Origin of the sequence: Nevskia sp. (assembly GCF_051860985.1) — a bacterium.
GTDB lineage: Bacteria > Pseudomonadota > Gammaproteobacteria > Nevskiales > Nevskiaceae > Nevskia.
The window spans coordinates 229,217-242,088 of record NZ_JBIMKV010000003.1 but is presented as its reverse complement, the minus strand read 5'-3'; the positions used below and the strand labels follow the sequence as shown (position 1 = coordinate 242,088).

Annotated in this window: 10 protein-coding genes; 7 read left to right on the top strand and 3 right to left on the bottom strand. The window is 68.4% G+C overall.

What is annotated here, in order from left to right:
- Positions 1 to 46 precede the first annotated feature (46 nt).
- The 3 genes from ACTIGJ_RS04695 to ACTIGJ_RS04685 all read right to left on the bottom strand — a co-directional run bounded on the left by ACTIGJ_RS04695 (position 47) and on the right by ACTIGJ_RS04685 (position 4,619).
- Positions 47 to 1,687: a flavin-containing monooxygenase gene (locus ACTIGJ_RS04695; RefSeq protein ID WP_439639123.1), complete on the bottom strand. Its 1,641-nt coding sequence runs from the start codon at positions 1,685 to 1,687 to the stop codon at positions 47 to 49.
- A gap of 300 nt (positions 1,688 to 1,987) precedes the next feature.
- Positions 1,988 to 3,601, bottom strand: coding sequence for a substrate-binding domain-containing protein (locus tag ACTIGJ_RS04690; RefSeq protein ID WP_439639122.1), 1,614 nt, complete (start codon positions 3,599 to 3,601; stop codon positions 1,988 to 1,990).
- A 232-nt stretch (positions 3,602 to 3,833) separates the two neighbouring features.
- Positions 3,834 to 4,619: a general secretion pathway protein GspB gene (locus ACTIGJ_RS04685; RefSeq protein WP_439639121.1), complete on the bottom strand. Its 786-nt coding sequence runs from the start codon at positions 4,617 to 4,619 to the stop codon at positions 3,834 to 3,836.
- A 282-nt stretch (positions 4,620 to 4,901) separates the two neighbouring features.
- Here ACTIGJ_RS04685 and ACTIGJ_RS04680 point away from each other — a divergent pair, with 282 nt between their 5' ends.
- From ACTIGJ_RS04680 to ACTIGJ_RS04650, 7 genes are read left to right on the top strand one after another with little or no spacing between them, the layout of a single operon-like run.
- Positions 4,902 to 6,476, top strand: coding sequence for a ShlB/FhaC/HecB family hemolysin secretion/activation protein (locus ACTIGJ_RS04680; protein WP_439639120.1), 1,575 nt, complete (start codon positions 4,902 to 4,904; stop codon positions 6,474 to 6,476).
- Positions 6,477 to 6,495: 19 nt separating this feature from the next.
- The gene (locus ACTIGJ_RS04675; protein WP_439639119.1) at positions 6,496 to 8,289 is read left to right on the top strand and encodes a DUF2341 domain-containing protein; all 1,794 of its coding nucleotides are present in this window, start codon (positions 6,496 to 6,498) and stop codon (positions 8,287 to 8,289) included.
- A 13-nt stretch (positions 8,290 to 8,302) separates the two neighbouring features.
- On the top strand, positions 8,303 to 8,704 hold the full coding sequence (locus ACTIGJ_RS04670; protein WP_439639118.1) for an ExbD/TolR family protein: 402 nt from the start codon (positions 8,303 to 8,305) through the stop codon (positions 8,702 to 8,704).
- Between the two features lie 16 nt (positions 8,705 to 8,720).
- On the top strand, positions 8,721 to 9,440 hold the full coding sequence (locus ACTIGJ_RS04665) for a hypothetical protein (protein WP_439639117.1): 720 nt from the start codon (positions 8,721 to 8,723) through the stop codon (positions 9,438 to 9,440).
- Between the two features lie 48 nt (positions 9,441 to 9,488).
- Complete coding sequence (locus ACTIGJ_RS04660; protein ID WP_439639116.1) at positions 9,489 to 11,747, top strand: putative porin; 2,259 nt, start codon at positions 9,489 to 9,491, stop codon at positions 11,745 to 11,747.
- Positions 11,748 to 11,763: 16 nt separating this feature from the next.
- Entirely contained in the window at positions 11,764 to 12,399 is a 636-nt protein-coding gene (locus ACTIGJ_RS04655) for a hypothetical protein (RefSeq protein WP_439639115.1), read from the top strand.
- Entirely contained in the window at positions 12,396 to 12,863 is a 468-nt protein-coding gene (locus tag ACTIGJ_RS04650; protein ID WP_439639114.1) for a YbjN domain-containing protein, read from the top strand. Before ACTIGJ_RS04655 ends, ACTIGJ_RS04650 begins: the two co-directional genes overlap by 4 nt.
- Positions 12,864 to 12,872: the final 9 nt, after the last annotated feature.

The following is a 12,872-nucleotide window of genomic DNA, read 5'->3' as shown; positions in this document are numbered from 1 at the left end:
ATCGGAGATCGACGGGGCTTGCCGGCAAGGCCCGAAGGCAGCCGGATCAGCTCATCGCGAAGCCCTGGTAGTCGTTGGCGGCCACCTCGTCGCACTTGCCGCGATAGGTGCCGACGCCGCCGCAGTACGACAGCAGGCGCCGCGGCTTGCCTTCGACGTTCGAGCCCATGTACCAGCTGTCGGTCTTGACGATCAGCGTGGCGTTGGCGATCGAGTCGTGGTGTTCCACCCAGGCGTCCTCGAAGGCCTTGGTCGGCTCGATCTCGGTGACGCCCTTGTCGCGCAGGCGGATCAGGCAGTCGCTGATCCAGTCGACCTGCTGCTGCAGGCAGGTGGTCATGTTGCACAGCGCCGCCGACGGTGCCAGCGGAGCCGCCGTGGTGAACAGGTTCGGGTAGCCGTGCTTGCCGAGGCCCATCGCGGTGCGGATGTCCTTGCCCCAGTCTTCCTTCAGCGAACGACCGCCGCGGCCGCGCACGTCGATACGGCTCAAGGCTCCCGAGCCGGCGTCGAAGCCGGTAGCCAGCACCAGGATGTCGACTTCATGCACGGTGCCGTTCTTCATCTGCACGCCGTTCGGCACGATCCGCTCGATCGCCGATTCGCGGCAGTCGATCAGCTGCACGTTCGGCCGCAGGTAGGCTTCCAGATAGTTCGATTCCAGCGGCACGCGATGGGTGCCGAAGCCATAGTCCGACGGCTTCGGGATCAGCTTGTCGCAGAGGAAGGGATCGTTGTTCAGGCGTTCGCGCATCTTTTCGCGGACGAACTCGGAGATGTCGGCGCTGGCCGCCTCGTCGGAGAACACTTCCGGGAACGCCGACAGCCAGAGCGCCAGCGAGCCGTCCTTCCAGTAGTGCTCGTAGATCGCCCGCCGCTGTTCCGGCGTCTTGTCGTACCAGGAGCCGTTGGCGAAGTCGTACTCGAAGCCCGAGAACGTCGACTGCACCCGTGACTTCAGCGACTCGAAACCGTCGACCTTCTTGGCCCAGTCGGCTTCCGAGTACTTCGGGTTGTTCATCGGAATGATGTACTGCGGCGTCCGCACGAAGGCCTTCAGCTTGCCGACCTTCGGGGCGATGGTCTGGATCACCTGGATGCCGGTGGCGCCGGTGCCGACCACGCCGACGGTCTTGCCGGTCCAGTCGATCTCGTCCTTCGGCCAGCGCGCGGTGTGGAAGATGCGGCCCTTGAAGGTGTCCTGGCCCGGGAAGCGGTTTTCCAGCGGCGCCGACAGCATGCCGGCGCAGCTGATGAAGAAGCGCGCGGTGACGGTGTCACCCTTGTCGGTCGAAATCTTCCAGAGCTTCTGGGCTTCGTCGTAATGGGCGGCGGTGACCCGCGTCGAGAAGCTGTAGTGCTTGCGCAGGTCGTTCAGATCGGCGACGTGGTTCAGCCACTTTTCTGTTTCCGGCTGGGCCGGGAAGCGCTCGGTCGGCTTCCACTGCGCGTACATGTCCTTGGAGAACCAGTACTGGTAGATCTCGGCCTCGGAATCGAAGCGGGCACCGGGGTAGCGGTTCCAGTACCAGGTCCCGCCGACGTTCGAACCGGCCTCGAAGGCCTTGACGTTGAACCCGGCTTCGCGAAGCCGATACACCTGGTACAGGCCGGCGACGCCGGCACCGATGACGACTGCGTCGTATTGTGCCGTTGAGGTGGCAGGGGTCTTGGCGACTGCGGACATGGGATCTCCTCCGGTTGGTGTCTGGGGGCCTATGTTCGAACCGGGAACGGTCAAGGCCTGATTGACATGAAACCAGAAGTGCCGCCACTGCAAAAGCGGGGGCGGCCCATGCCGAAAACCTGCCCGATCGGGTGGCGCGCGGCCTGACCACCGAGGTGCCGATCGTGGCCGGTGCGCCGCCGGCTGCGGCCACCGGCATGACGGAGGCGGAAAAACGGCGACACCCGCTGCGCCGGAAGCGTAGCGGGTGTCGTCGAAGGCCGGTCGTATCGACCCGGCCCCGATGCAGACTTCAACCGATCAGCTGCGGACGCAGGCGGCAATCTTCGCCGGAACGTCGATCGTCGCGCCGTTCAGCTTCAAGGTCAGCGGCGCGAAGCCGGTGGTCTTGCCGATCGTCTTGGTGGTCGACAGCACCGTCGCGTTGTACGAGGCGCCGAGCAGCGCCTGCAGGTCGGCCAGCTTGCTGCCGTTGCCGGCGGCGGTGGCGATCAGGTACGAGACGGCGATGACCGGGTAGGTCGCGAAATCCTGCGCGGCCTTCTTGGTCGCGATGACCGGCGGCTGGGCGTAGTCGTTCGGCAGCACGGTCAGCAGGCAGCCCGGGATCGCCGAGGCGTTCTGGCCGGTGACGTCGAGCACGGTCGGACGGCCGTTGGCATCGTTGGCGCCCAGCACCTTGTCGAGCGACACGTTCAGCGACAGGCCGGTGGAGCCCTTGGCCAGCAGGTTCTTCGACGGGCTCAGCTTGTTGTAGACCACGGCCGGGCAGGTGTACTTCACCGCCTTGGTCGGCGACGGCTGGAACACCTTGCCGCTGCCGGCGCAGGTCACGGCGTCGCCGCCCGGCGGAATCACGCCCGGCGTGCCCTTCGGCAGATCCTTGGAGCGCGACACGGTTGCGAACTTGAGGCTGGCGCCGCCTTCACGCTTGGTGCGGCTGACGGTATCGGCCACGTCGGCGTAGCCGATCGCGCCTTCGGTCGCTGCCACCGTGGTGACGATGCTGCCGTTGCCCGACACCGCCAGCGAACCGGCCGGCAGGGTGGCGCCGGTCGGCAGGCCGGTCGAGAACACGTTGACCGTCTTGAAGCCGGTGACGGCGGTGTCGCCGGTGGCGTTCAGGGTCGGGCAGGCGGCCGACAGGAAGTTCGTGAAGCTGAAGGTGGTGCCCGAGCTGTCCGACCGGGTGATGACCTTGATCGGCCGCGTCAGCGTGGTGACCTTCGGCGTGCTGGTCAGCTGCGACCAGTCGGTGATCGAGCCGGAGAAGATGCCGCAGATGTCCGAACGGGTCAGGTTCAGCTGCTTCTTGCCGAGATCGGGATTGTTGTAGACCACGGCGACGCTGCCGGCGACGGCCGGAATCTGCACCTGCTGGCTGTAGAGATCGCCGTAGTTCTGCGCGGGTGTGCCGGCCGAGGTGTTGAAGGTGTTGACGTCAGCCTGCGACAGCGGCGCGTCCGAGCCACCGAAGTCGGCCTTGCGGGTCGGGGCCGAGACGCCAGCCGGCGTGCCGGTGCCGTAGTCGCCGCACGGCGCGGTGGCCACCAGCGTGTTCTGGATGATGCCGCGGCCGACGCCCGAGCCACCCTGGCAGTACGACACGCCGACGCGACCGGACTTCTGGTCCGGCGTGCCCGAAGCGGCCGTGCTCTTGGCGAACTCGACGAACAGCGAGGCCTTGCTGGCGGCGTTGGCGTTTTCCTTGGCGCCGGCAGCCGGCGGCAAGGTGTTCGACAGACGGCGATTCGGCACGGCGTCGAGCCAGGAATCACCGACGTAAGCGTTGATCGGGAAAGTAGCGCCGCCGCCGTACAGCACGACCGACGGCTGTTCGATGGTCGCTGCGCCAGCGGCGTTGGCAAGCGCCAACGCGGCCGCCGCGACGATCGACTTCGATGAATGAGACATGAGGCCCCCTGAAAGCAAAAGACAAAGTGGATACTTCTGGAATGCAACGCGAAACCTGGACAACGCGACGGCACCACACCGTGCTCGAACGAGCGGCGGCACCGTAGGGGTTCAACGTGTCAAGGCAATGTCAATTTCGTGAAACCGCATCGGCAGCGATGCCAGTCCACTGGCATGCACTCCACTAACGGCTGCTGGAGTCGGCAGCTGTTGCGGCTGCCGCAGGCCGACTTCAGCGCTGCAGCAGCCGTAGCGGCACTTCCACTGCGCAGCCGGCGGCGGCCAGCACCAGGCTGGCGCGGTCGATGCGCAGCAGGGTGCTGCCATCGGGCAGGCGGCTGCCTTCGCGGAACACGGCATCGTCGATGACGATGAAGCGCCGCAGCGGCTCCGCCGCATAGACGCTGGCGACCGCACGCGGCAGCGGAAAGCGGCCGCGTTCGTCGGCCGACAGGTCGCGCCACTGCGCGGGCGCCTCCGGCGTGCTGGCAGCGGTGCAGGGGCCTTGATAGGCGCTGACGGCAACCGGCTTGCGCGGATTCAGCGGCGCCGCCGCGGGCTGCTGCAAGGGCGGCCCGGAGGTGACGATCACCGGCCCTGCCGCCGGTTCGTTCGCCGAATCGTCATCGCGCTCATCCGATAATTCATCGGCAGCGGTCGGCGGCGCTTCCTGCGTCCACTCCACACCGGTCGGTTCGGCCGGCGCCGCGATGGCTTCGTTATAGGCGTACGGATCGTCCTCCACTTCGATCATTTCGCTATCGGCCGATTCGCTGGCCGGCGGTGGCGCCTCCGGTACGGCGGCCGATGGCGACACCTCGGGCGCGGCCGCAGCGATGGCATCGCCATCAGGCGAGCTGTCGCTGCCGGATGAAGGCGGCGGCGTCATCAAGGCGGCTGCATCCCCTGTCGTGACCGGCGCTGCCGCCACCACCGATGCCGGTGCGGCGACCGGCTGACCGCGCAGCGTAAGCAGCAGCGCAGTGGCTGCCACCGCCACCAGCAGTGCGCCGGTCATCAGGCGTCGTCTGTCATCAGGCTGCCGGGGCGTTCGCGCCATTGTGTGGATCAGGGGAGGTACAAGCCGATGTCATCATATTGACAAATTATTTAACTTTAATAACGGCGCGGTCTGCCTCCTGCGCAGATCCAGTGTGGTGACACTCCACCCGCCGGAACGACGGCCACAGTCGACGGTGTATCCACTCATTGTCGATTCGGGGATTGCTGCTTGCGCATTGCCGGCCCGTCACTGCAACACGCGTTGGCCGCGATGGTCGTGCACGCCTGCCTGCCTGCCGTGGCGGCCGAACCGGCGCCGGTGGACCCGATACCTCGAACCGTCGCCGTGCCGGTGCGCGATCAGCGCTTCGACATCTTCGAAATAGCGGTCGACGGCAACACCCGGCTGAACGACATCGACATCCAGCTGGCGCTGGAGCCTTTCGTCGGTGAAGGCCGCAAGGCCGCCGATGTCGACGCCGCCCGCAGCGCGCTCGAACAACTCTACAAGCAGCGCGGCTACAAGAGCGTTGCGGTGACCATTCCGAAGCAGACGATCAAGGATGGACTGGTCCTGCTCGAGGTCGTGGAAGGCAAGGTCGGCAGCCTTGAAGTGATCGGCAGCCGCTACAGCTCCATCGACCAGATCAAGCTCGAAGTGCCGTCGCTCGCCGAAGGCCAGGTGCCGGACTTCGCGAAGGTCGAGCAGGAGCTGAACTACGTGAATCGGCTCGGCTACCGCCGGGTCACGCCGGTGCTGGCACTGGCCGCGACCCCCGGCGTGATCGACGTCGACCTGAACGTCGACGATCAGCTGCCGCTGCGGCTGTCGGCCGAGGTCAACAACCGCCACGGCCGCGATACCTCGTTCATGCGCACGGTCCTGACGGCCGGCTACGACAACCTGTTCCAGCTCGGCCACAGCATCACGCTGAGCGTGCAGCTGGCGCCGCGCCGGATCGACGACGGCCGCGTCTACTACGGCGCGTACCGCATTCCGCTTGGCGACGGCAGCTGGAATCTCAGCGCGACGGCGCTGCGCACCGGCAGCAACGTCACCGCGCTCAGCGGGGTCGATGTCAACGGCAGCGGCCGCAGTTTCGGGCTGTCGCTCGGCAAGCAGTGGCCGGCGCTCGGCGGCATCTACTACCCCGGTATCTCGATCGGCGTCGACTACAAGAACTTCAACACGGTGGCCAGCGTCGGCCCCGGCGCGGAGATCCGCACGCCGGTCGAGTACCTGCCGGTGACCTTGAGCCTTACGCAGCTGCTGCGCCTCGAACAGCAGTCCTTGCAGAACGATTTTCGGCTCAGCGTGGCTTCGCCGAAGCTCGGCAGCGACGCCGATACCATCGATCTCAACCGTTTCAAGGCGCGCGGCCAGATGCTGCAGTTGCGTAACAGCATCTGCTACGAACGACGGCTGCCGGGCGCGCTCGAACTGGGGCTGCGCTTCAGTACCCAGATCACCGACCAGCCGCTGATTTCCAGCGAACAGTTCGCCGGCGGCGGCATGGACAACGTGCGTGGCTACCTCGAAGCCGAAGTGCTCGGCGACTACGGCTACTTCGCCTCCGCCGAGCTGCGCGCGCCATCGCTGAGCGACTACGTGCCGTCCAGCCTGCTGCGCCGCGCGGTCAGCGAATTCCAGCCCTACGCCTATTTCGACAGCGCCGACCTGAAGCTGCGCGGCCCGTTCCTCGACAACAGCAGCCCGCGCGCCAAGTACCTGTCGAGCTTCGGCTTCGGGCTGAGTTTCAAGCTGATCGACCACCTCAGCGGCACGCTCGACTGGGCCATGCCGCTGCATCGCGGCGCGGTGACCGGTGATGGCGACAGCCGCCTGCTGTTCCGCATTTCCGCATCGCTTTGATCCCGAGCTGGAGCCCTTCATGACCGCCTGCTGCATCCGAACTCTGCTGGGCCGCCTGTGCGCGGCCGTGTTGCTGCTGGGCTCCGCCAGCGCCCAGGCCTGGTGGAACCCGGACTGGGCCTACCGCAAGTCGATCACGCTGGACGCCACGCCGTCTGGCGCAGCGTTGGGCGGCGAGGTCAAGGACGCGGTGGTGCTGGTGCGCCTGCACGAGGGCGTCTTCAACTTCGCCGAAGGCAGTGCCGATGGTGCCGACCTGCGCTTCATCGCCGAGGACGACAAGACCGAGCTGGCGCATCACGTCGAGAAGTACGACCCGGTGTTCAACCTGGCCTTCGTCTGGGTGCGGGTGCCGGTGCTGGCCAACGGCAAGCCGGCGCCGATCTGGCTGTACTACGGCAATCCGAAGGCGACGGTGCCGGTGGAGAGCAAGAACAGCTATCCGGCCGACCAGCTGCTGGTCTACCACTTCGCCGACAAGGACAAGCCGGTGCAGGACGCCACCGCGTTCGCGCATCACGCCACCGGTGCAGCGCCGGCGCTCGACGACAGCGGGCTGATCGGCAGCGCCGCGCGCTTCGACGGCGCCACGTCCGTGCTGCTGCCGGCGTCGCCGAGCCTGAATCTGACGGCCGGTGGCAGCTTCACCTGGTCGGCCTGGGTCAAGGCAGCGGCCGCGGTCAGTGGCGTGCTGTACAGCCAGCGCGATGCCGGCGGCGCGGCGCTATTGATCGGTGTCAATGCCGGCCTGCCGTATGTCAGCGCCAGCGCAGCCGGAGCGGCAGCGGCGACCGCGCCGGCATCGGCCGCGCTGGCGGCCGACACTTGGACGCTGCTGACCGTGACCGGTGGCGCGTCGCTGAAGCTCTACGTCAACGGCGTGCTGGCAGCGACCCTGGCGCAGCCGACCCCGGCGATCAGCGCAAGCCCGGTGCTGGGCGGTGATGCCGCCGCCAGCGGCCAGCCGCTGCGCAGCGGCTTCGTCGGCGAGATCGACGAACTGCAGATCGCCAAGAGCGAGCGCGATGCCAACGCGCTGCTGCTGGCGGCGGTCAACCAGGGCGCCGCCGACCGGCTGGTCAGCTTCGGCGCCGACGAGGCGCAGGCCGGTGCCGGCGGCAGCCACTTTGCGGTGATCATGGATTCGCTGACGCTGGACGCCTGGGTCTGCATGATCGTGCTGGCGCTGATGATGCTGGCCAGCTTCTACATCATGGCCCGCAAGGGCCGGCAGATCGGCGCGGCCAGCAAGGGCAACCGCCAGTTCATGGCGCTGTACCAGCAGCACGACGGCGATTTCGCCAGCCTTCAGCAGGCGCTGCCGGCGGCGGCCGAATCGCCGCTGAGCCGCATGTTCAAGGTTGGCCGCACGGAAGTCGGCAAGCGTGTCGCCAAGGCTCCGGACGCCGCGCTGTCCTCGCAGTCGATCGAAGCGATCCGGGCTTCTCTGCACGGCACCCTGATCCGCGAGAACCAGGAGCTGAACCGGCTGATGGTGCTGCTGACCATCGCCATTTCCGGCGGCCCGTTCATCGGCCTGCTCGGCACCGTGCTCGGCGTGATGATCACCTTCGCCTCGGTGGCGGCGGCCGGCGAGGTCAACGTCAACGCGATCGCGCCCGGCATCTCGGCGGCGCTGGCGGCCACCGTCACCGGCCTGTTCGTCGCCATCCCCTCGCTGTTTGGCTACAACTACCTGCTGACGCGCGCCAAGGAATGCAGCGCGGACATGCAGGTGTTCGTCGACGAGTTCGTCACCCGGGTCGCGGAGCAGTACCGCGGCACTGGCGCGACGGCCTCGCAGCACGGCTGACGGAGCGCCTGCCATGCAAGTCCAGGAAGACAAGCCGTTCGACGACATCAACATCACGCCGATGCTGGATCTGTCCTACGTGCTGCTGGTGATCTTCATCATCATGTGCACGGCCTCGGTGCAGGGCATCAAGGTCAACCTGCCGAAGGCCAGCAGCCAGCCGGCGCTGGCCAAGCCCAAGACCGTCGCGATCACCATCACCAACGACGGCAAGATCTTCATGGACGCCGTGCCGGTGACGCTCGAGGAACTCGGTGCCCGGCTGCGCCAGAAGAAGGCCGAGGTGCCGGACCTGCCGGTGGTGGTGCGCGGCGACGGCGAAACCCAGTACCACAACGTCGTCGACGTGCTGAGCCTGCTCGGCCAGCTCGACATCACCCAGCTGGGCCTCGTGACCCAGCGGCTGGTGCAGTAGGCCGGTCGCTGCCGTCATGACCGAAACCCCGACGCCGCGTCTTGCCGCGCGCCGCTGGCTGCTGCTGGCGGCCGCGCTGCTGCCCGCTGGCGGCGTGGCCTGGCTGCTGCTGTCCGGCGGCGACAAGCACCCGCCTCGCAAAGTGGTGCCGGCCGTGGTGCAGCTGAAGCTGATCGCGCCGCCACCGCCCCCTCCGCCGCCACCACCGCCGCCGCCGAAGGATCTGCCGGAGCCGGTGAAGCTGAAGACGCCGGAGCTGAAGGTCGAGCAATCGCCACCGGAGCCGACGCCGCCGGCGCCGGGCCCGAAGTCCGATGCACCGCCCGGCCCGCCGGCGCTCGATGCCGCCGGAGAGGGGGCTGGCGACGGCTTCGGCCTCGAAGGCCGGCCCGGCGGTGCCGGTTATGGCGGCGGCGGGGGCGGGGGCGGCGGCAGCATCGGCAGCTATGTCGACGGCCAGATCCGCAACCGCATGCTCGATGCGATGCGCAAGCGCAAGCGGCTGCGCGAGCAGAAGTCGCAGATCGACCTGGCGCTGTGGTTCAGCCCCGAAGGCCGTCTCGAGAAGGTCGAGGTGCTGCATTCCAGCGGCAAGCCGGACCTCGACCAGCTCTATGTCGACGCCGCGCGCTCGTTCGATCTCAGCGGCGTGCCGCAGATCGCCAGCGTGCCGCAGCCGCGCCGCCTGCGGCCCGGCAGCCGCGAACGCAGCGCCGACGGCTACAGCCTCGACTGACCGCCGCCGCGCCGCGTCCGCTTCCCATTCGTCAACTCCTTGCGCCTCATGAACGATTTCCCGAAAGCCTCGTGCAGTCCCTTCCGGCTCACCGCCATCGCGGCGGGCGTCGGCCTGCTGGTCGGCCTGCCGTCCGGCAGCGAAGCGGCCGACGCAGCGCGTCACGTCGTCGCGCAGGGCGAGGTGCTGTCGGCGATCGCCGCGCGCCTGTGTCCGCCGAACACGCCGGCCTGCGTCTGGCAGCAGTCGGAAGTGATCTACCGCGCCAATCCGAACGCGTTCCGGGGCGCACCGGAAGCGCTGATCGCCGGCAGCACGCTGCTGCTGCCGGCGGCCCAGCCACCGAGTGGCGAAGCCGCCATCGCCGCCGCAGCGGCCGCTGCGGGCAGCAGCGCCGCCAACGCACCGCCGGCACCGACCGCACCGCGCGTGCTGCCGCGCGCCAATCCGGCACCGGCATCCGCATCACCATCGGCGCCGGCGTCCGCTCCGGTGGCCGCTGCCGCTGTGACATCGGCACCGGCGCCTGCTGCAACCAGGCCCGCGCCGGCCGCAGCCGAGGACCCCGAAGCGCCGGTCGCCGGGCGGTTGCAGCAGGCCGAGCCGGAGACCGCCGCCAGCCTGCAGACGCCGTTGCCGACCGTGGCCGAGGCGGCCGCCGCCGCGGGCGCGACCGCAGTGGCGGCCGCCGTGCCGTCACCGACGCCCGCTGCATCGGTGTCCGCACCTGCGCCGACGGCGACACCGGCCGCTGCCGCTGCCCGCACGGCCGACGCTGCGGCGCCTGCCGCTGCACCGACATCCGTACCGGCGCCTGCACCGGCACCGGCCGCCGCCGCCGCGCCGCCAGGCCGGGTCCGGGTGCCGTATCTGTCGGAACTGGAACGCAAGCGCCTTCGCGATGACCTGCGCGAGGAGATCATGGACACCGCGCGGCGCGAGAACTGGGCGCAGCCGGATGCGATCCCGGAATGGCTGAAGCGGATCAGCCTCAATGCCGATCTGCTGGTGCGTGGCGAAGGCCAGCTGTACGAGAGCGGCAACAACAACCAGTTCTTCAATTTCCAGGCGATCAACGGCGGCCAGCCGATCAACACCACGCCGCCCGCTGCTGGCGAGCCGCTGGCGCTGCCGTTCCTGAACACCACCGAAGATCGCCAGCTGCTGCGCCTGCGCGCGCGCATCGGCGCCCGCTTCACGGTGACGCCGGATCTCAGCGTCAACGTCCGCCTGGCCTCGGGCAACGGCGTGTCGCCGGTCAGCACCAACCAGACGCTTGGCAACGATTTCAACAAGCTCAACATCCTGCTCGACCGCGCCTACCTGCGCTATCAGCCGGACCCCCGGCTGGCGTTGAACCTGGGCCGGGTGCCGAACCCGTTTGCCGGCGCGCTGGACCTGATCTGGGACCGCGACCTGGCCTTCGACGGCCTCAGCCTCAGCTGGTCGGAGCGGGTGGCCGGCAACGATTTCCGCATTCGCGGCGGCGGCTTCTCGGTGGAAAACACCGACCCGAACTATCCCGGCAACAGCATCAACAAGGTCGGCAGCTACGACAAATGGCTCGCCGCGCTGCAGGTGGAATGGAGCCGCCTGCTCAACCAGGACACCGCGCTGCACGCCGACAGCGCGGTCTACGAGTTCGTCAACATCGAAGGCGAACTGTCGTCGCCATGCTTCGCGCCGAACGTCAACGTCACCTGCGATACCGACAGCTCGCGGCCCGGCTTCGTGCAGAAGGGCAACACGCTGTTCGGCATCCGCGACCTGCGGCTGATCAACCCGGGCGATCCGGCCTTCCAGTACTTCGGCCTGGCCTCGAAGTTTCGCGTGGTGTCGTTCGGTGGCGGTGTCGACGTGCGTGTCGCCGGCCCGCTGCATCTGGCCATCGACGGCGAGTTCGCGCGCAATGCCGCGTTCAGCCGCCGGCGCATCGTCGACCGCATTCCGGTCAACAACTATGGTCCCTGCGCGCCCGGTGTCGGCACCTGCACGCAGCAGGTCGACATCGGCCGCGACGCCTACCAGCTGCAGGTGCGCTTCGGCCACCCGGTGCTGCGCCATTTCGGCGACTGGCAGGGGCAGGTCGGCTATCGCCATGTCGAAAGCGATGCCGTGCCGGACACCTTCACCGATTCCGATTTCCATCTCGGCGGCACCAACGCCAAGGGCTACTACATCGGCGGTTCGGTCGGCTTCACCGACAACGCCACGATCGGCGTCCGCTACCTGAGCGCCACCGAGATCAGCGGCCCGAAGCTCGGCATCGACGTGCTGCAGCTCGATGTCAGCGCCAGCTTCTTCTGAGCCCGAGGATCGTCCCATGCGTCCAGGCCTTGCCCGCTGTCTGCTGCCGCTGCTGGCCGCCGTGCCGATGCTCGCCGCCGCCGAAGGCGCGCTCGACACCCGGCTGCGCGACCAGCTGCGCCAGACCATTCTCGAACTGCGCCAGCTGCAGGACGAGAACGCCCGGCTGAAAAGCCAGCTCAACGCCGCCCCGGCCAGGCCGGCCGCCGACCCCGAGGCCGAGCAGCGGCTGCGCCGCGCGGTTGTCGAAGCCGGCCGGCTCAGCACCCAGGGCGCACTGCTGGCGCAGGAACTGGACAGTGCCAAGGCCCAGATCGCCGAGCTGAATCGCCGGCTCGACAGCGCCAGCGCCGAAGGCCGCGCCGCCCAGGGCCGCGAGCGCCAGCTTGGCGCCGAGCTGGCCGCACAGCGCGCTAGCAGCGCCAGCTGCGAAAGCCACAACGCCGAACTGGTCGCGCTTGGCCGCGAACTGGTCGACCGCTATCACGCGCGCGGCTTCACCGACGTGCTGCTCGACCGCGAGCCGCTGACCGGCGTCCACCGCATCCGTTTCGAAACCCTGGTGCAGACCTACGAAAGCCGCCTGCGCGAGCAGCGCGTGACGCCGCCGCCTGCGCCGAATCCCGCCACTGCCGACGCTTCCAGCCCATGACCGATACCGCCACCCCCGCCGCCACGCCTGCGCTCGTCGAGCACCTCGGCATCGACGGCCTCACCGACCTGCTGCAGCGCGCCGGCTTCCGCGCCAACGCCGCCAGCGACGGCCAGCGGCCGCTGGTGCAGAGCGCCGTGCAGGGGCTGGGCTTTCTGCTGGTGCCGGGCAATCCGGCGCGCATCGCCGCCGACCGCTATGTCGATTTCAGCTTCAACTGCCTGATCCGGCTGGAAACGCCGCTGCCGGCGACGCTCGTCGAGCAGTGGAACGAGAACAAGCGCTTCGGCCGCTGCTTCCAGCGCGATGGCCTGCTGGTGCTGGCCTTCGACGTGATGCTGGCCGGCGGGGTCGCCGACCGCTTCCTGCTGGCGCAGTGCGAGATGTGGGACCGGCTGATGCACGACTTCATCGCCCACCTGCGCCAGACCCCGGCGGGCAACGCCGTCCGCCAGCCGGCCTGATTCCCCACG